This is a genomic window from Pseudomonas koreensis (assembly GCF_025447595.1).
In the GTDB taxonomy this organism is placed as follows: Bacteria; Pseudomonadota; Gammaproteobacteria; order Pseudomonadales; family Pseudomonadaceae; genus Aquipseudomonas; species Aquipseudomonas koreensis_H.
Genome location: NZ_JAOEJU010000036.1, coordinates 24,774 through 41,782, shown reverse-complemented (window position 1 = coordinate 41,782; position 17,009 = coordinate 24,774). Strand labels below are relative to the sequence as shown.

General features: G+C 60.6%; 17 protein-coding genes. 14 read left to right on the top strand and 3 right to left on the bottom strand.

The window, feature by feature from the left end; translation table 11 throughout:
• Nucleotides 1–252 precede the first annotated feature (252 nt).
• Nucleotides 253–930 carry an alpha/beta family hydrolase gene (locus N8H71_RS27650; RefSeq protein WP_262196414.1) on the bottom strand — a complete coding sequence of 226 codons (678 nt, stop codon included), beginning with the start codon at nt 928–930 and terminating at the stop codon, nt 253–255.
• Nucleotides 931–1,025: 95 nt separating this feature from the next.
• On the opposite strand from N8H71_RS27650, the gene ccoN (N8H71_RS27645) reads away from it, so the two are divergent.
• The 8 genes from ccoN (N8H71_RS27645) (at nt 1,026) to ccoP (N8H71_RS27610) (ending at nt 7,925) form a co-directional block, all read left to right on the top strand.
• Entirely contained in the window at nt 1,026–2,450 is a 1,425-nt protein-coding gene (gene ccoN, locus N8H71_RS27645) for a cytochrome-c oxidase, cbb3-type subunit I (protein WP_011333291.1), read from the top strand.
• A 10-nt stretch (nt 2,451–2,460) separates the two neighbouring features.
• Entirely contained in the window at nt 2,461–3,069 is a 609-nt protein-coding gene (gene ccoO, locus N8H71_RS27640; RefSeq protein WP_007960355.1) for a cytochrome-c oxidase, cbb3-type subunit II, read from the top strand.
• A 5-nt stretch (nt 3,070–3,074) separates the two neighbouring features.
• A complete protein-coding gene (locus tag N8H71_RS27635) occupies nt 3,075–3,272 on the top strand; it encodes a cbb3-type cytochrome oxidase subunit 3 (protein ID WP_064378782.1) in 198 nt (65 codons plus the stop codon).
• Nucleotides 3,269–4,222, top strand: a complete 954-nt coding sequence (gene ccoP, locus N8H71_RS27630) for a cytochrome-c oxidase, cbb3-type subunit III (protein WP_262196413.1) — start codon at nt 3,269–3,271, stop codon at nt 4,220–4,222. The genes N8H71_RS27635 and ccoP (N8H71_RS27630) overlap by 4 nt, the downstream gene beginning before the upstream one ends.
• A 481-nt stretch (nt 4,223–4,703) precedes the next feature.
• Entirely contained in the window at nt 4,704–6,146 is a 1,443-nt protein-coding gene (ccoN, locus tag N8H71_RS27625; RefSeq protein ID WP_007960352.1) for a cytochrome-c oxidase, cbb3-type subunit I, read from the top strand.
• Nucleotides 6,146–6,754 (top strand): cytochrome-c oxidase, cbb3-type subunit II, encoded by a 609-nt coding sequence (gene ccoO, locus N8H71_RS27620; protein ID WP_011333287.1) that lies wholly within the window; start codon nt 6,146–6,148, stop codon nt 6,752–6,754. Before ccoN (N8H71_RS27625) ends, ccoO (N8H71_RS27620) begins: the two co-directional genes overlap by 1 nt.
• Nucleotides 6,755–6,759: 5 nt before the next feature.
• Nucleotides 6,760–6,945: a CcoQ/FixQ family Cbb3-type cytochrome c oxidase assembly chaperone gene (locus tag N8H71_RS27615; protein WP_003175465.1), complete on the top strand. Its 186-nt coding sequence runs from the start codon at nt 6,760–6,762 to the stop codon at nt 6,943–6,945.
• Nucleotides 6,942–7,925 carry a cytochrome-c oxidase, cbb3-type subunit III gene (ccoP, locus tag N8H71_RS27610; RefSeq protein WP_102717707.1) on the top strand — a complete coding sequence of 328 codons (984 nt, stop codon included), beginning with the start codon at nt 6,942–6,944 and terminating at the stop codon, nt 7,923–7,925. The genes N8H71_RS27615 and ccoP (N8H71_RS27610) overlap by 4 nt, the downstream gene beginning before the upstream one ends.
• Nucleotides 7,926–7,978: 53 nt before the next feature.
• On the opposite strand, the gene N8H71_RS27605 is transcribed toward ccoP (N8H71_RS27610), so the two are convergent.
• Complete coding sequence (locus tag N8H71_RS27605) at nt 7,979–8,983, bottom strand: metallophosphoesterase family protein (protein ID WP_262196415.1); 1,005 nt, start codon at nt 8,981–8,983, stop codon at nt 7,979–7,981.
• 471 nt (nt 8,984–9,454) lie between these two features.
• On the opposite strand from N8H71_RS27605, the gene ccoG reads away from it, so the two are divergent.
• The 6 genes from ccoG (at nt 9,455) to hemN (ending at nt 16,515) form a co-directional block, all read left to right on the top strand.
• A complete protein-coding gene (gene ccoG, locus N8H71_RS27600; RefSeq protein ID WP_262196412.1) occupies nt 9,455–10,870 on the top strand; it encodes a cytochrome c oxidase accessory protein CcoG in 1,416 nt (471 codons plus the stop codon).
• A gap of 11 nt (nt 10,871–10,881) precedes the next feature.
• Nucleotides 10,882–11,421, top strand: a complete 540-nt coding sequence (locus N8H71_RS27595) for a FixH family protein (RefSeq protein ID WP_085613300.1) — start codon at nt 10,882–10,884, stop codon at nt 11,419–11,421.
• Between the two features lie 155 nt (nt 11,422–11,576).
• Nucleotides 11,577–14,027, top strand: a complete 2,451-nt coding sequence (locus tag N8H71_RS27590; protein WP_262196411.1) for a heavy metal translocating P-type ATPase — start codon at nt 11,577–11,579, stop codon at nt 14,025–14,027.
• Between the two features lie 22 nt (nt 14,028–14,049).
• Nucleotides 14,050–14,262, top strand: coding sequence for a cbb3-type cytochrome oxidase assembly protein CcoS (gene ccoS, locus N8H71_RS27585; RefSeq protein ID WP_007951659.1), 213 nt, complete (start codon nt 14,050–14,052; stop codon nt 14,260–14,262).
• The gene (locus N8H71_RS27580) at nt 14,255–14,938 is read left to right on the top strand and encodes a sulfite exporter TauE/SafE family protein (protein ID WP_039770036.1); all 684 of its coding nucleotides are present in this window, start codon (nt 14,255–14,257) and stop codon (nt 14,936–14,938) included. Before ccoS ends, N8H71_RS27580 begins: the two co-directional genes overlap by 8 nt.
• A 194-nt stretch (nt 14,939–15,132) precedes the next feature.
• Nucleotides 15,133–16,515, top strand: a complete 1,383-nt coding sequence (gene hemN / locus N8H71_RS27575; protein WP_011333280.1) for an oxygen-independent coproporphyrinogen III oxidase — start codon at nt 15,133–15,135, stop codon at nt 16,513–16,515.
• Here the strand turns inward: hemN and N8H71_RS27570 are convergent.
• A complete protein-coding gene (locus tag N8H71_RS27570) occupies nt 16,512–16,994 on the bottom strand; it encodes a hypothetical protein (RefSeq protein WP_262196410.1) in 483 nt (160 codons plus the stop codon). The two genes, hemN and N8H71_RS27570, sit on opposite strands and share 4 nt — an antisense overlap.
• Nucleotides 16,995–17,009: the final 15 nt, after the last annotated feature.

Here is a 17,009-nt window from a genome sequence, read left to right as displayed (position 1 = left end):
GGGAGCGCAGCGACCGTTTGGCGAAGCCAAACACATCGAGAGGAGGTGCAGCGAAGCAAACCGTAGGCGATGCCCCCCGGATGAATCCCGGAGCGAAGGAACCCCGAGCCTCAGCGAGCGGGCCGGACGTAGGAGCAAGCCTTTTTTTGCTTACTTTTTTGAGGCGTTTGTCAAAAAAGTGAGTCGCCGTAAGGGCGAAACCCTAAGCAGCCGTTACCGCAGCAACGGATATGCCCCCCGCCCCAGAAAGCCTCAACAAAGAAACCCGGCAACCCTCTCCGCAGCCGAAGCCAAATGCTGCTCATGCGTAAACCCGGAAACCTTGAGCGGCTTCAAATCATGATCCCCCGCCGCCAACCAAAACACTTCAATACTCGGCGATAAGGAATACCCTTCAACCGCCTCCCGATTGCCGAGAGCATCCCGTTCGCCCTGCACGATCAACGTCCGAGTCCGCAAAGAAGCCAAATGCTCAACCCGCGGCTTCTCCGGTTTCCCAACCGCATAAAACGGATAACCCAGACACACGAGCGCATCCGCACCCAAATCATCAGCCAGCAAACTCGCCATCCGCCCCCCCATAGACTTCCCGCCAATCGCCAGTGAACCAGCGACATGAGGTCGCACCAAGCCATAAACCTCACGCCAACATTCCAGCAACTTCGGCGCCGGATTCGGCGGACGTTTACTGCCATCAACCCGCCGCTGCGCCATATAAGGAAACTCAAACCGCAACACGTTAATACCAAGCCCAGCAAGGCGCCCAGCCACATCCGTCATCCACTCACTGTCCATCGGCGCCCCCGCCCCATGCGCGAGGATGAGCGTCGCCGAAGCCTCACCACTAGCCGCATCCCAAAGCCACCCGTGATCCCGCAGGCACTGCGCCCATTGATCCCCGTCAATACTGGCCTTGTGCTGTTTGTCCATGCTTGCCTCGCTTTTAGTCTGCCTATAACTCCAGGCGAAGGATTCGCGGCGTTTTCTGCGCGCGCTCACTTCGGCTGAACCGTGGATGGGGAACCATGAACACTTCTATCAGTACCGCCTACAACTACAAGGTGGTCCGCCAATTCGCCATTATGACGGTGGTGTGGGGCATCGTCGGCATGGGGCTCGGGGTTTTTCTCGCGGCTCAATTGGTCTGGCCCGAACTCAACTTCAACCTGCCGTGGACCAGCTTCGGACGCCTGCGCCCGCTGCACACCAACGCGGTGATCTTCGCGTTCGGCGGCTGTGCCTTGTTCGCCAGTTCGTTCTACTCGGTGCAGCGCACCTGCCAGACCCAACTGTTTGCGCCGAAAATCGCCGCGTTCTGCTTCTGGGGCTGGCAGCTTGTGATTCTATTGGCAGCCATCAGCCTGCCACTGGGTTACACCAGCTCCAAGGAATACGCCGAGCTGGAATGGCCGATCGACATCCTGATCACCATCGTCTGGGTCGCCTACGCCATCGTGTTCTTCGGCACGATCATGCAGCGCAAGACCAAGCACATTTATGTGGGCAACTGGTTCTTCGGCGCGTTCATCATCACCGTGGCGATCCTGCACATCGTCAACAACCTCGAGTTGCCAGTGAGCTTCACCAAGTCCTACTCGGTGTACGCCGGTGCAACCGATGCGATGGTGCAATGGTGGTACGGCCACAACGCCGTAGGCTTTTTCCTCACCGCCGGTTTCCTCGGGATGATGTACTACTTCGTGCCGAAACAGGCCGAACGTCCGGTGTATTCGTATCGCCTGTCGATCGTGCACTTCTGGGCGCTGATCACCCTGTACATCTGGGCCGGCCCGCACCATTTGCACTACACCGCGCTGCCAGACTGGGCACAGTCGCTGGGCATGGTGATGTCGCTGGTACTGCTGGCCCCGAGCTGGGGCGGCATGATCAACGGCATGATGACCCTCTCGGGCGCCTGGCATAAGTTGCGCAGCGACCCGATCCTGCGCTTCCTCGTGGTGTCGCTGGCGTTCTACGGCATGTCGACCTTCGAAGGTCCGATGATGGCGATCAAGACGGTGAACGCCCTCTCCCACTACACCGACTGGACCATCGGCCACGTACACGCCGGCGCGCTCGGTTGGGTGGCGATGATTTCCATCGGCGCGCTGTACCACATGATCCCGAAAGTCTTCGGCAAAGAGCAGATGCACAGCATCGGCCTGATCAACGCGCACTTCTGGCTCGCGACCATCGGCACCGTTTTGTACATCGCTTCGATGTGGGTCAACGGCATCGCCCAGGGCCTGATGTGGCGTGCGGTGAACGAGGACGGCACGCTGACCTACTCCTTCGTCGAAACCCTGGTGGCCAGCCACCCTGGCTTCGTCGTGCGGCTGATTGGCGGGGCGATCTTCCTCAGCGGCATGTTCCTGATGGCTTACAACACCTGGCGCACCGTGCGGGCCTCGCAGCCTGCTGACGTCGTTGCTGCCGCGCAGATGGCCTGAGGAGTCCGCCATGAAACACGAAACGATTGAAAAGAACGTCGGCCTGCTGATGCTGCTGATGGTGTTCGCCGTGAGCATCGGCGGCCTGACCCAGATCGTCCCGCTGTTCTTCCAGGACGTGACCAACAAACCGGTGGAAGGCATGAAGCCCTACACCGCGCTGCAACTGGAAGGCCGTGACATCTACATCCGCGAAGGCTGCGTCGGTTGCCACTCGCAGATGATCCGTCCGTTCCGCGCTGAAACCGAACGTTACGGGCACTACTCGGTGGCGGGTGAAAGCGTGTGGGATCACCCGTTCCTGTGGGGCTCGAAACGTACCGGTCCGGACCTGGCCCGGGTCGGCGCGCGTTACTCGGATGACTGGCACCGTGCGCACTTGTACAACCCGCGCAACGTTGTACCGGAATCGAAAATGCCGGCCTACCCATGGCTGGTCACCCAACCGGTCGACAGCAGCCACACCGAAACCAAGCTCAAGGTCATGCGCACCCTCGGCGTGCCGTACACCGACGACGACATCAGCGGCGCGGTGGCCAGCCTCAAGGGCAAGACCGAAATGGACGCCCTCGTCTCCTACCTGCAAGTGCTTGGCACTGCGATCAAGAGCAAGAGGTGAGCCCGATGGTCATTGAAATGAGCGCGGGGCTGATTCGCGGCCTCGGCACGGTCGTGGTGTTCGTGGCCTTCGTCGGCCTGACCCTGTGGGTGTTCAACCGCAAGCGCACGCCGGAATTCGCCGAAGCGCGCCTGCTGCCGTTTGCCGACGAGCCGCAACCCGACCCAACCCAAGCATCTGAAACAAGGAGTACCCGGCCATGACCACCTTCTGGAGTACGTGGATCTGCGTACTGACCATCGGCAGCCTGATCGGCCTGACCTGGCTGCTGGTCGGCACCCGTCGGGGCGAAACCAAGGGCAGTGTCGACCAGACCATGGGCCACAGCTTCGACGGCATCGAGGAGTACGACAACCCGCTGCCGCAGTGGTGGTTCATGCTGTTCGCCGGCACGCTGGTGTTTTCCGTGGGCTATCTGATCCTTTACCCGGGCCTGGGCAACTGGAAAGGCATCCTGCCCGGCTACGAGGACGGCTGGACCGGCGTCCACGAGTGGGAAAAGGAAATGAGCAAGGCTGACGCCAAGTTCGGGCCGATCTTCGCCAAATTCGCTGCCATGCCGGTGGAAGAAGTGGCGAAGGATCCGCAGGCGCTGAAAATGGGCGGCCGCCTGTTCGCCTCCAACTGCTCGGTGTGCCACGGCTCGGATGCCAAGGGCGCGTTCGGCTTCCCTAACCTCGCCGACAAGGACTGGCGTTGGGGCGGCAGCGCCGAAACCATCAAGACCACCATCATGGGTGGCCGGATGGCGGCGATGCCGGCGTGGGGCGACGCACTGGGCGAGGCCGGGGTGAAAAACGTCGCGGCTTACGTGCGTCACGAACTGGCCGGCCTGCCACTGGCGGCGGACAACAAGGCGGATCTGCAAGCCGGGCAGCAAGCGTTCAGCACCATGTGTGTCGCCTGTCACGGGGCAAACGGCCAGGGCACTGAAGCCATGGGCGCGCCGAACCTGACGCACCCAGCCGGTTTCATCTACGGCACCAGCCTGACCCAGCTCGAGCAGACCATTCGCCATGGTCGTCAGGGCCACATGCCGGCTCAGAACGAGCTGCTGGGCAACGATAAAGTGCAATTGCTGGCCGCTTATGTGTACAGCCTTAGCAATGGATTGAATACAGAAAAACTGATTACTGAGGACAATAAAAAGTAATCATTGCGCACAAGACTGCCGCACGTTTCCAGTGCGGCAGTTTCCAGCCCCTTTGCGACGCATTGTCGCACCCCTTCACCCCCTCTCCTTTCGGTTACCCGGATTCGGGTCTACGCTTGCTCGATGCGGACTGGCCCGTGCCGGTTCCAGGTCGACCCCGAGCGAGGCGTTGAACGAATCGGCTGACTGACATGGCCGCAAAGGCCGGTAGATACCGGCTGTCGTGCCAATTACCGTCCGTCACCCGAACCGAGCGTTCGAACACACCCCGTTACATCCGACCGGGACCCCTCGCTTTTTTCGTCCGCTGCGACATTTTGCCCGAGGGCAATTTTGTCCTTACGCGGCGCATGGAAAGGCCGCAGAATCAGCGTTGGAAAGCATTGACCCAGGTCATGGCGCGTTGCATTGCCCCCCTGCTTTCTACATACTTGCGGCCGATTTTAATCCTAATAAAACACCCAAACCGTGGAACCTTAGAATGAGCACAGCAATCAGTCCGACTGCTTATAACTATAAGGTAGTCCGCCAGTTCGCCATCATGACGGTGGTCTGGGGGATCCTTGGCATGGGGCTCGGTGTCTTCATCGCCTCGCAACTGGTCTGGCCGGAGTTGAATTTCGGTCTGCCGTGGACGAGCTTTGGACGCCTGCGCCCGTTGCACACAAACCTGGTGATTTTCGCCTTCGGTGGTTGTGCACTGTTTGCCACTTCCTACTATGTCGTGCAGCGAACCTGCCAGACGCGACTGATTTCCGACAGCCTCGCGGCCTTCACCTTCTGGGGCTGGCAAGCGGTGATCGTCGGCGCGATCATTACCTTGCCGCTGGGTTACACCACCACCAAGGAATACGCGGAACTGGAATGGCCCCTCGCCATTCTGCTGGCCATTGTCTGGGTCACCTACGGTCTGGTGTTCTTCGGCACCATCACCAAGCGCAAGACCAAGCACATTTATGTCGGTAACTGGTTCTACGGTGCGTTCATCGTGGTGACCGCGATGCTGCACATCGTCAACCACATGTCGCTGCCGGTCAGCCTGTTCAAGTCCTACTCGGCTTACTCGGGCGCCACCGACGCGATGATCCAGTGGTGGTACGGCCACAACGCCGTAGGCTTCTTCCTGACTACCGGCTTCCTGGGGATGATGTACTACTTCGTGCCGAAACAGGCCGAACGTCCGATCTACTCGTATCGTCTGTCGATCGTGCACTTCTGGGCGCTGATCACCCTGTACATCTGGGCCGGCCCGCACCACCTGCACTACACCGCGCTGCCGGATTGGGCACAATCGCTGGGCATGGCGATGTCGATCATTCTGCTGGCGCCGAGCTGGGGCGGCATGATCAACGGCATGATGACCCTGTCGGGCGCCTGGCATAAGCTGCGCACCGACCCGATCCTGCGTTTCCTCGTGGTATCGCTGGCGTTCTACGGCATGTCGACCTTCGAAGGTCCGATGATGGCGATCAAGACCGTCAACTCGCTCTCGCACTACACCGACTGGACCATCGGCCACGTACACGCCGGCGCGCTCGGCTGGGTAGCGATGATCTCGATCGGCGCGATCTACCACATGATCCCGAAACTGTTCGGCCGTGCGCAGATGCACAGCACCGGCCTGATCAACGCGCACTTCTGGCTCGCGACCATCGGTACCGTTCTGTACATCGCTTCGATGTGGGTCAACGGCATCACTCAAGGCCTGATGTGGCGTGCAATCAACGATGACGGCACCCTCACCTACTCGTTCGTCGAAGCGCTGCAGGCCAGCCACCCTGGTTTCATCGTCCGCGCCCTGGGCGGTGCGTTCTTCGCCAGCGGCATGCTGCTGATGGCTTACAACGTATGGCGCACCGTTCGCGCCTCGAACCCGGCTGAAGCCGAAGCCGCCGCCAAGATTGCCGTAGTTGGAGCTCACTGATGAAGCATGAAGCCGTCGAGAAGAACATTGGCCTGCTGGCTTTCTTCATGGTCATCGCCGTCAGCGTCGGTGGTCTGACCCAAATCGTTCCGCTGTTTTTCCAGGACGTCACCAACAAGCCGGTCGAAGGCATGAAGCCGCGCACCGCCCTTGAACTGGAAGGCCGCGACGTTTATATCGCCAACGGATGTGTCGGCTGCCACTCGCAGATGATCCGTCCGTTCCGTGCCGAAACCGAACGCTACGGCCACTACTCGGTCGCCGGTGAAAGCGTCTGGGATCACCCGTTCCTGTGGGGTTCCAAACGTACTGGCCCGGATCTGGCCCGCGTCGGCGGTCGTTACTCCGATGACTGGCAGCGTGCGCACTTGTACAACCCGCGCAACGTCGTCCCCGAGTCGAAAATGCCGGCCTACCCGTTCCTCGTAGAAAACAAGCTCGATGGCAAAGACACGGCCAAGAAAATGGAAGTGTTGCGCACACTCGGCGTCCCTTACACCGACGAAGACATCGCCGGTGCCAGGGATGCCGTGAAGGGCAAAACCGAAATGGACGCGCTGGTGGCCTATCTGCAAGGCCTGGGCACCATCATCAAAAGCAAACGGTGATCTAGATGGATATCGGGATGATTCGAGGCCTGGGCACCGTTGTCGTGATGGTTGCCTTCATCGGCCTGGCGTTGTGGGTGTTCAGCCCCAAGCGCAAGTCGGAGTTTGAAGACGCGACCTTGCTGCCCTTCGCGGACGATCCCGAAGCCATCAAGCACGTCGAGCAAGCTTCTAGGAGTAACAAAGAATGACTACATTCTGGAGTCTGTACGTCACAGTCCTCAGTCTCGGTACGATCTTTTCCCTGACCTGGCTGTTGCTGTCGACCCGAAAGGGCCAGCGCACCGAGCAGACCGACGAGACGGTCGGCCACTCCTTCGACGGGATCGAGGAGTACGACAACCCGCTGCCGAAATGGTGGTTCATGCTGTTCGTGGGCACCATCGTGTTCGCTCTGGGTTATCTGGTGCTGTACCCGGGCCTGGGCAACTGGAAAGGCCTGCTGCCGGGCTACAACTACCTCGATACCGAGAAGCAGACCGCGTTCGCCAACGGCCAGACCGGCTGGACCGGCGTTCACGAGTGGGAAAAGGAAATGGCGCGTTCGGACGCCAAGTTCGGTCCGATCTTCGCCAAGTTCGCCGCCATGCCGATCGAAGAAGTCGCCAAGGATCCGCAAGCCCTGAAGATGGGTGGCCGTCTGTTCGCCTCCAACTGCTCGGTCTGCCACGGTTCCGACGCCAAGGGCGCTTATGGTTTCCCGAACCTGACCGACGCCGACTGGCGCTGGGGCGGCGAGCCGGAAACCATCAAGACCACCATCATGGGCGGTCGTCACGCCGTGATGCCGGCCTGGGCTGAAGTGATCGGCGAGCAAGGCGTGGCCGACGTGGCCGCGTTCGTGCTGACCAATCTGGATGGCCGCAAGCTGCCGGAAGGCACCAAGGCAGATCCGGCCAACGGCCAGAAACTGTTCGCCGCCAACTGCGTGGCGTGCCACGGCCCGGCGGGCAAAGGTACGCCAGCGATGGGCGCACCTGACCTGACCCACCCGGCCGCGTTCATCTACGGTTCGAGCTTCGCGCAATTGCAGCAGACCATCCGTTACGGCCGTCAGGGCCAGATGCCTGCCCAGGAACAACTGCAAGGCAACGACAAGGTTCACCTGCTGGCGGCGTACGTTTACAGCCTGTCCCACGGTGAAAAACCAGCGGAAGCCGAGGCCCAGTAAGGCCAACGCTTGAAGCAAAAAAAGGCCCCGCCAGTCATCTGGCGGGGCCTTTTTCATGGGCGCCTGGCCCAGATCGATTTCACTGGCACGGTGTGCACGAGCCGGGGCTCTCGCCATTCATTGTTCTCGACCAGATTGACATGCAGTTGCTTGCGATCAGCCGAAAAACTGGCGGTCAGATACGTTTGCTGGGACGTTCCGCCGCTGAGAAACATCGGCACCGTACCCATCAAGCGCTTGGCCCCACCTCGCGCATGGTAATGACCCGCAAAAATGGCCGTGACTTCATACTTTTCGATCATGTTCAGAAAGCGCTGCTTCTGTTGCCAGTCCCCTTGCCAGTCATCCCATTTGTGCATGTTGATGATGATGGCGTAACCCTGGGCCCTCGCCACCCTCAAATCATTTTCCAGCCAGTCCAGCGCACTGGTGATATTGAAAGTTGTCGGGTTCAACGCATGAGCAATCTTCGTGGTGTAGGTGGGCTCGTTGTTGAGTTGCACCAAATGAACTTCCCCGACATTTTTTGAGTAGGCAAGACTGCCCGAATAAAGAATATCCAGAAAAGCGCCTGTGACCTTGAGGTCAAAATTATCCACCTTGCCCTTATGATGTTCGTTGAACTCGACGATACTACCCGCCGCACAACTATTACTGAAACAGTCATCCACATTGTTTTCGTAATCATGATTACCCAAGCCATACAGGTAATCGCCCTTGAAGTACTTCTGCAGGGCCGATTTCATATATGAGCGCTGCCAACCATGGCCAAAAGCGGTAATGTCACCGTTGATCATCAACGGGATTGCCGCCTGCCCACCATGGGTGTTTCGAAACTCGGCGATACTGCCCAACTGGCTGTCCACCAGCCACCTGGCACGTTTTTCGAAGTCTGCATCGGATTCCGGCTCTCCGCTGTCGGTCTTGTCAGTCCAGGGATATTGCGTGTCGGACGCGAACACCATATGCCACGGAGTGCCCTCAACGGCATGAGCCAAAGTAACAGTAGAGATTAAACAGACGCCCAGCAGCAACTTTACAATTCCATTTAAATTCATAACATTAAAACTCCATTCAACTTGAATAATGACCGGCAACTGAATATCGCCAGACGCAAACATATTCGATCAAACGGAATCTTTCAAAGCCGACAACAGGAACAATTAAACAAACTTGTTTCAAACTAACGAACCATAAAAACCAAAGCTCCTTAGTTCAACCGGATTATTTCGAAGTTTGGTCAGGATTCACCGGACAACCAAGGACTGGCTTTCGGCCCACAGATCACCAGGCAGCGCAACGGCGACGAATCGCCTAGACTCACTCATCGGCCGAACCAAAAAAGGCGATATCTCACAAGTCAATTGATTCAAGTCATTACACCATCAATTGATTTTGCCCAACGCGACCAAAGGTCGCACCCGTTCGTCGGCATGACAGGCGTATCATTGGGCCACTGCAACACCCCTTTTTGACCCCGGTCGGCACGTATCGACCGAGGCATTTTTCCACTGCCGTGGGATGCAATGATGAGCAACCAGATTCCGGTACACGACGTCACGCCACCCAGCAAGAACGCGAACAACAGCGTCGACCTTTACGCCTCTCGAGAAAAAATCTACACCCGTGCTTTCACCGGTCTGTTCCGCAATCTGCGGATGATGGGCGGCGCTGCCTTGTTCCTGCTGTATTTCGGTACGGTCTGGCTAAACTGGGGCGGCCATCAGGCCGTGTGGTGGAACCTGCCGGAGCGCAAGTTCTTCATTTTCGGCGCCACGTTCTGGCCACAGGATTTCATTCTGCTTTCCGGGCTGCTGATCATTGCCGCGTTCGGCCTGTTCTTCATCACCGTGTATGCCGGGCGGGTCTGGTGTGGCTACACCTGCCCGCAAAGCGTGTGGACGTGGATTTTCATGTGGTGCGAGAAGGTCACCGAAGGCGACCGCAACCAGCGCATCAAGCTCGACAAGGCGCCGATGAGCGCCAACAAGTTCCTGCGCAAACTCGCCAAACACGCGCTGTGGTTGCTGATCGGTTTCGTCACCGGCATGACCTTCGTCGGCTACTTCTCGCCGATCCGCGAACTGGTCTTCGAATTCTTCACCGGGCAAGCCGATGGCTGGTCGTATTTCTGGGTCGGTTTCTTCACCCTCGCCACCTACGGCAACGCCGGCTGGCTGCGTGAGCAGGTGTGCATCTACATGTGTCCGTATGCGCGCTTCCAGAGCGTGATGTTCGACAAGGACACCCTGATCGTTTCCTACGACCCGCGTCGCGGCGAAAGCCGTGGCCCGCGCAAGAAAGGCGTCGACTACAAGGCCCAAGGCCTGGGCGACTGCATCGACTGCACCATGTGCGTTCAGGTCTGCCCGACCGGCATCGACATCCGCGACGGCCTGCAGATCGAGTGCATCGGCTGCGCTGCGTGCATCGACGCCTGCGACAGCATCATGGACAAGATGGATTACCCGCGCGGGCTGATCAGCTACACCACCGAACACAACTTGTCCGGGCAGAAAACCCATAAACTGCGCCCTCGGCTGATCGGTTATGCCGTGGTGCTGCTGGCGATGATCAGCCTGCTGGTGACGGCTTTCTTCATGCGTTCGCTGGTGGGTTTCGACGTCAGCAAGGACCGCGTGCTGTACCGTGAAAACGCCGAAGGCCGGATCGAAAACGTCTACAGCCTGAAGATCATGAACAAGGATCAGCGCGACCACACCTACGTGCTGGAAGCCGCCGGTTTGCCGGATCTGCGCCTGCAAGGCAAACGCGAGATCAAGGTGCCGGCCGGGGAAATCTTCAGCATGCCGGTCGAGCTGTCGAGCGCGCCTGAGCAATTGCCATCGAGCACCAACGAGGTGAAATTCATCCTCAAGGATGCCGATGACGACAGCGTCCACGTAGAAGCCAAGAGCCGTTTCATCGGCCCACAAAATCGTTGAGAGAACTGAACATGCCCGCAGCAAACGCCGCAAGTCCCTGGTACAAGCACCTTTGGCCATGGATCATCATCGGGATTCTGGCCTGTTCGGTGACCCTGACGCTGTCCATGGTGACCATCGCGGTGAACAACCCGGACAACCTGGTCAACGACAACTACTACGAGGCCGGCAAAGGCATCAACCGTTCGCTGGATCGCGAGCTGCTGGCCCAGACCCTGAAGATGCGCGCTGCCGTGCACCTGGATGATGTGACCGGCGAAGTCGACCTGCGCCTGAGCGGCGACAGCCAGCCGAAAACCCTGGAACTGAACCTGATCTCGCCGACCCAGCCGGAGAAAGATCGCAAGATTGTCCTGGCCCGCAGCGAGACCGAACAGGGCCGCTACATCGGCCAGTTGAGCGACAAGATTGAAGGTCGGCGTTTTGTTGAGTTGCTGGGCACTCAGGACGATCACGTGTGGCGGATGTTCGAGGAAGAGCTGGTCAGCCATGACAAGGATTTGTTGCTGGGTGACGAGCCGTTGCAAGGTGCTGAAGACCTGAAGAAATAAAGCCGCGCTTCGCGCATCGCGAGCAGACTCGCTCCCACAATGGATTTGCGGCGCTCACAAAATCTGCGTCAGGCACAGATCAAAATGTGGGAGCGAGCCTGCTCGCGAAGGGCATGACCTGACGACATCGATTCTGCAGTATTAGTGAACTCCTGATGACCACCCCACTCCCCTGCTACCACTGCGCCCTGCCCGTCCCGTCCGGCAGTCGCTTCACCGCCGTCGTGCTCGGGGAGTCCCGCGAGTTCTGCTGCCCCGGCTGTCAGGCCGTGGCCGAAGCCATCGTCGCCGGCGGGCTGGAAAGCTATTACCAGCATCGCAGCGAAGCCTCGGCCAACCCCGAAGCGCTGCCGGTGCAACTGGTCGATGAACTAGAGCTGTACGACCGCGCCGACGTACAGCAACCGTTTGTGCGCCACGAAGGCGAGCTGGCCGAGACCACGCTGTTGATGGAAGGCATTAGTTGCGCCGCGTGCGGCTGGCTGATCGAGAAACACCTGCGCACCCTGCCCGCCGTGGCCGAGGCGCGGCTGAACCTGTCCAACCATCGCCTGCACGTACGCTGGGCTGACGCTCAGTTGCCGCTGAGCCAGATCCTCGGCGAACTGCGCCACATCGGCTACGCCGCACACCCGTATCAAGCCGACAGCGCCAGCGAACAACTGGCCAGCGAAAATCGCCTCGCCTTGCGCCAACTCGGCGTCGCCGGACTGCTGTGGTTCCAGGCGATGATGGCGACCATGGCGACCTGGCCGGAATTCAACATCGACCTCAGCCCGGAGCTGCATACGATCCTGCGCTGGGTCGCGCTGTTTCTCACCACGCCGATCGTGTTCTACAGCTGCGCGCCGTTTTTCAAAGGTGCCATGCGCGACCTGCGTACCCATCACCTGACCATGGACGTTTCGGTGTCGCTGGCGATCGGTGCGGCGTATGTCGCCGGGATCTGGACCTCGATCACCGGGGTCGGCGAGCTGTATTTCGACGCGGTGGGCATGTTTGCGCTGTTCCTGCTGGCCGGACGCTACCTCGAACGCCGCGCCCGTGAACGCACCGCCGCTGCCACCGCGCAACTGGTCAATCTGTTGCCCGCCTCGTGCCTGCGCCTCGACGACGCCGGCCAGAGTGAACGCATCCTGCTCAGCGAACTGCGCCTCGGTGACCGGGTGCTGGTGCAACCGGGTTCAGTGCTGCCGGCGGACGGCAAGATCCTCGATGGCCAGTCGAGCATCGACGAATCGGTGCTGACCGGCGAATACCTGCCGCAGCCGCGCGCCAAGGGCGATGCCGTCACCGCTGGCACGCTGAACGTGGAAGGTGCGCTGACCGTCGAGGTGCAGGCGCTCGGCCAGGACACGCGACTCTCGGCGATCGTCCGCCTGCTGGATCGCGCCCAGGCGGAAAAACCTCGGCTGGCGGAAATCGCCGACCGCGCCGCGCAGTGGTTCCTGTTGCTGTCGTTGATCGCAGCCGCCGCAATCGGTCTGCTGTGGTGGGAACTGGATTCGTCGCGGGCGTTCTGGATCGTCCTCGCCATGCTGGTGGCGACCTGCCCGTGCGCGCTGTCGCTGGCGACCCCGACCGCCCTCACCGCCGCCACCGGCACCCTGCATAAACTTGGCTTGCTGCTGACACGCGGCCATGTGCTGGAAGGCCTGAACCAGATCGACACGGTGATTTTCGACAAGACCGGCACCCTCACCGAAGGCCGACTGGTGCTGCGCTCGATCCGCACGCTTGGCGCCCTCGACAGCGATCAATGCCTGAGTCTGGCCGCTGCCCTGGAAAACCGTTCTGAACACCCGATTGCCCGCGCCTTCGGTCGCGCGCCACTGGCTGCCGAAGATGTCCACAGCACGCCGGGCCTGGGGCTTGAGGGACTGGTCGGCGAACAGCGCTTGCGCATCGGTCAGGCGGATTTTGTCTGTGATCTCAGCGGCGCGCCGGTGCCGTCGATGCCTAAGGAGCCAGGCCAATGGCTGCTGCTGGGTGATATTCAGGGACCGCTCGCCTGGTTCGCCCTCGACGACCGTCTGCGCGATGACGCCCCGGCCCTGCTCGCGGCATGCAAGGCGCGCGGCTGGCGCACGCTGCTGCTGTCGGGCGACAGTTCGCCGATGGTCGCCAGTGTCGCTACCGAACTGGGCATCGACGAGGCCCGAGGCGGCCTGCGCCCGGACGACAAGCTGCAAGTGCTGCAACAACTGCACAGGGACGGCCGCAAGGTGTTGATGCTCGGCGACGGGGTCAACGACGTGCCGGTGCTGGCCGCTGCGGACATCAGCGTGGCCATGGGATCGGCCACTGATCTGGCGAAAACCAGTGCCGATGCGGTGCTGCTGTCCAACCGGCTCGACGCCTTGGTACAAGCCTTCACGCTGGCACGCCGCACCCGCCGGGTGATCATCGAGAACCTGTTGTGGGCCGCGCTGTACAATGGCCTCATGTTGCCGTTCGCCGCCCTCGGCTGGATCACTCCGGTGTGGGCCGCCGTCGGCATGTCGATCAGTTCGCTGACCGTGGTGCTCAACGCCCTGCGCCTGACTCGCCTGCCGAGCGCGCAGGCCGTCAGCGCCACGTCAGAAACCCGCCCGCTGCCGGCCTGAGCCGCGCGGGCATGGAGTACAGATGCCAGCTCTCTACGTGATGATTCCGGCCGCGCTGCTGATCGTGGCCATCGCCGTCTACATCTTCTTCTGGGCGGTGGACAGCGGCCAGTACGACGACCTCGACGGCCCGGCCCACAGCATCCTGTTCGACGATCAGGACCCGAACCACACCGCCGCAGTGGACGAAGCCAACCCGGCCAAACCGGACGACAAGGCGCCACCCCATGCTTGAACTGGCGCCGCTGCTGGTGTCTGCGTTGATTCTCGGCCTGCTCGGCGGCGGGCACTGCCTGGGCATGTGCGGCGGCTTGATGGGCGCGCTGACCCTGGCGATTCCCAAGGAGCAACGCAGCCGACGCTTTCGATTGTTGCTGGCCTATAACCTCGGGCGAATTCTCAGCTATGCCACGGCGGGATTGCTGATCGGGCTGGCGGGATGGGCGGTGGCCAACAGTCCTGCTGCGCTGTTCATGCGTGTTCTCGCCGGGTTGCTGCTGATCGCCATGGGCCTGTATCTGGCAGGCTGGTGGAGCGGCCTGACCCGCATCGAAAGCCTCGGTCGTGGACTGTGGCGTTACATTCAGCCAGTCGCCAATCGCCTGCTGCCGGTGTCGAGCCTGCCCCGGGCCTTGCTGCTCGGCGCGCTGTGGGGCTGGCTGCCGTGCGGGCTGGTTTACAGCACGCTGTTGTGGTCGGCGAGTCAGGGCAATGCACTCGACAGCGCGTTGCTGATGCTCGCCTTCGGGCTCGGCACCTGGCCGGTTTTACTCGCGACCGGTCTTGCAGCCGAACGAGTGACCGCGTTGTTGCGCAAACGCAGCGTGCGCATGGCCGGCGGTTTGCTGGTGATCCTGTTCGGCATCTGGACCCTGCCGGGGCCGCACCAGCACTGGCTGATGGGCCACTGACCGGCGGCGCGGCCTTCGCGAGCAAGCTCGCTCCCACAGGAGATTTGTGGCGTACACAAAACCTGTGGGAGCGAGCTTGCTCGCGAAGAGGACCGCACTGGCAACACACATATCCCCGTTGATGCAAATCAAGATGCCTTTTCGCGCCCTCCCCTAGACTCGGCACACTGCCAGCCTATCCGGGGAATGCCCGCATGCTCGACGCCATTCGTTGGGACACCGATTTGATCCGCCGCTACGACCTGGCGGGGCCGCGCTACACCTCGTACCCGACGGCCGTGCAATTTCACAGTCAGGTCGGCACCTTCGATCTGTTTCACGCCCTGCGCGACAGCCGCAAGGCCCTGCGCCCGTTGTCGCTGTATGTTCACGTGCCGTTTTGCGCGAACATTTGCTACTACTGCGCCTGCAACAAGGTCATCACCAAGGATCGCGGCCGCGCACTGCCGTATCTGCAACGGCTCGAGCAGGAAATCCAGCTGATCGCCTGCCACCTCGACCCGGCGCAGAAAGTCGAGCAACTGCACTTCGGCGGCGGTACTCCGACCTTTCTCAGCCACGATGAATTGCGGCAACTGATGGCGCACCTGCGCAAGCATTTCAATCTGCTGGACGATGACTCCGGTGATTACGGCATCGAGATCGATCCGCGCGAAGCCGACTGGTCGACCATGGGCCTGCTGCGCGAATTGGGCTTCAACCGGGTCAGCATTGGCCTGCAGGATCTCGACCCGGCCGTGCAACGGGCGGTCAATCGCCTGCAAAGCCTGGAAGAAACCCGCGCGGTGATCGACGCGGCGCGGACTCTGCAATTTCGCTCGATCAACATCGATTTGATCTACGGCCTGCCCAAGCAGACCCCGGACAACTTCGCCCGCACCGTCGAGGAAGTCATCAGCCTGCAACCGGATCGGCTCTCGGTGTTCAACTACGCGCACTTGCCGGAACGCTTCATGCCGCAGCGGCGGATCAACGGCAACGAACTGCCGAGCCCGGCGCAGAAACTGGAAATGCTGCAACGCACCATCGAACAACTGACCGCCGCCGGTTACCGCTACATCGGCATGGATCACTTCGCCCTGCCCGACGATGAATTGGCGATTGCCCAGGAAGAGTCGACCCTGCAACGCAACTTCCAGGGCTACACCACCCACGGTCATTGCGACCTGATCGGGCTGGGCGTGTCGGCGATCAGCCAGATCGGCGACCTGTACTGCCAGAACAGCAGCGACCTCAATCACTACCAGAACACCCTCGCCGGCGCGCAACTGGCCACCAGCCGTGGCCTGGTGTGCAACGCTGACGACCGCTTGCGCCGTGCGGTGATCCAGCAACTGATCTGCAATTTCAGTCTGGACTTCGCCGAGATCGAGCGCAGCTTCAACATCGATTTTCAGGGTTACTTCGGTGCGCTCTGGCCGCAATTGCAGGGCATGGCGCAGGACGGGCTGATCGAACTGGATCGCGAGCGCATCACCGTGCTGCCGGCCGGGCGCCTGCTGGTGCGTTCGGTGTGCATGGTGTTCGACGCGTATCTGGAGCAGCAGAACCGCCAGCGTTTTTCGCGGGTGATTTAGCTCTTCATCAGCAGCGAGGTGGTTTTCAGGTTCTGGTCTGCGGTCAGAGCCGATTGGTCGATGACTTTGGCCAGAGACAGGTTGGCGGTGATCAGACCGTTGTTGAGGGCGGAGATGGCGCCTTTGAGGGCAGCGATCTTGGCGAACCGCTCTTCGTTGGAAAGGGTCTTGTTGGCCATCAGTGCGTTGATCTGAGCGTTCTTTTCGGCGATCTGCTGGCGAAACTTGCGAATCATCTTCAGCAATTGCTGGACGTTTTCCGGCAGGCCGCTTTCTTCGATATCGCGGTTTTTCCCGCCGGCACCGGCGGATTTAGCAATGGCCGCACCGGACAGCGACACTTTGACACCCTCGACCAAGGTCGGGCTTCCCAACGATGCCGCGTCTGTGCCGGACTCATCGTCAACGGAGGTTTCAGCACTTTCCAGCAACGACGCAACGCCACTGTTACCGGGGGTCAGCGTACCAATAGCAGTCATCGAAGCGGTTCCTTG

Coding starts and splice junctions, on each gene's coding strand:
- N8H71_RS27590 (WP_262196411.1), top strand. CDS start 11,577: ATGACCACCCCACTCCCCTGCTACCACTGCGCCCTGCCCGTCCCGTCC.
- N8H71_RS27650 (WP_262196414.1), bottom strand. CDS start 930: ATGGACAAACAGCACAAGGCCAGTATTGACGGGGATCAATGGGCGCAG.
- N8H71_RS27570 (WP_262196410.1), bottom strand. CDS start 16,994: ATGACTGCTATTGGTACGCTGACCCCCGGTAACAGTGGCGTTGCGTCG.
- N8H71_RS27580 (WP_039770036.1), top strand. CDS start 14,255: ATGCTTGAACTGGCGCCGCTGCTGGTGTCTGCGTTGATTCTCGGCCTG.
- ccoN (WP_011333291.1), top strand. CDS start 1,026: ATGAACACTTCTATCAGTACCGCCTACAACTACAAGGTGGTCCGCCAA.
- N8H71_RS27605 (WP_262196415.1), bottom strand. CDS start 8,983: ATGAATTTAAATGGAATTGTAAAGTTGCTGCTGGGCGTCTGTTTAATC.
- ccoN (WP_007960352.1), top strand. CDS start 4,704: ATGAGCACAGCAATCAGTCCGACTGCTTATAACTATAAGGTAGTCCGC.
- ccoS (WP_007951659.1), top strand. CDS start 14,050: ATGCCAGCTCTCTACGTGATGATTCCGGCCGCGCTGCTGATCGTGGCC.
- ccoO (WP_007960355.1), top strand. CDS start 2,461: ATGAAACACGAAACGATTGAAAAGAACGTCGGCCTGCTGATGCTGCTG.
- ccoP (WP_102717707.1), top strand. CDS start 6,942: ATGACTACATTCTGGAGTCTGTACGTCACAGTCCTCAGTCTCGGTACG.
- hemN (WP_011333280.1), top strand. CDS start 15,133: ATGCTCGACGCCATTCGTTGGGACACCGATTTGATCCGCCGCTACGAC.
- ccoG (WP_262196412.1), top strand. CDS start 9,455: ATGAGCAACCAGATTCCGGTACACGACGTCACGCCACCCAGCAAGAAC.
- ccoO (WP_011333287.1), top strand. CDS start 6,146: ATGAAGCATGAAGCCGTCGAGAAGAACATTGGCCTGCTGGCTTTCTTC.
- N8H71_RS27635 (WP_064378782.1), top strand. CDS start 3,075: ATGGTCATTGAAATGAGCGCGGGGCTGATTCGCGGCCTCGGCACGGTC.
- N8H71_RS27595 (WP_085613300.1), top strand. CDS start 10,882: ATGCCCGCAGCAAACGCCGCAAGTCCCTGGTACAAGCACCTTTGGCCA.
- ccoP (WP_262196413.1), top strand. CDS start 3,269: ATGACCACCTTCTGGAGTACGTGGATCTGCGTACTGACCATCGGCAGC.
- N8H71_RS27615 (WP_003175465.1), top strand. CDS start 6,760: ATGGATATCGGGATGATTCGAGGCCTGGGCACCGTTGTCGTGATGGTT.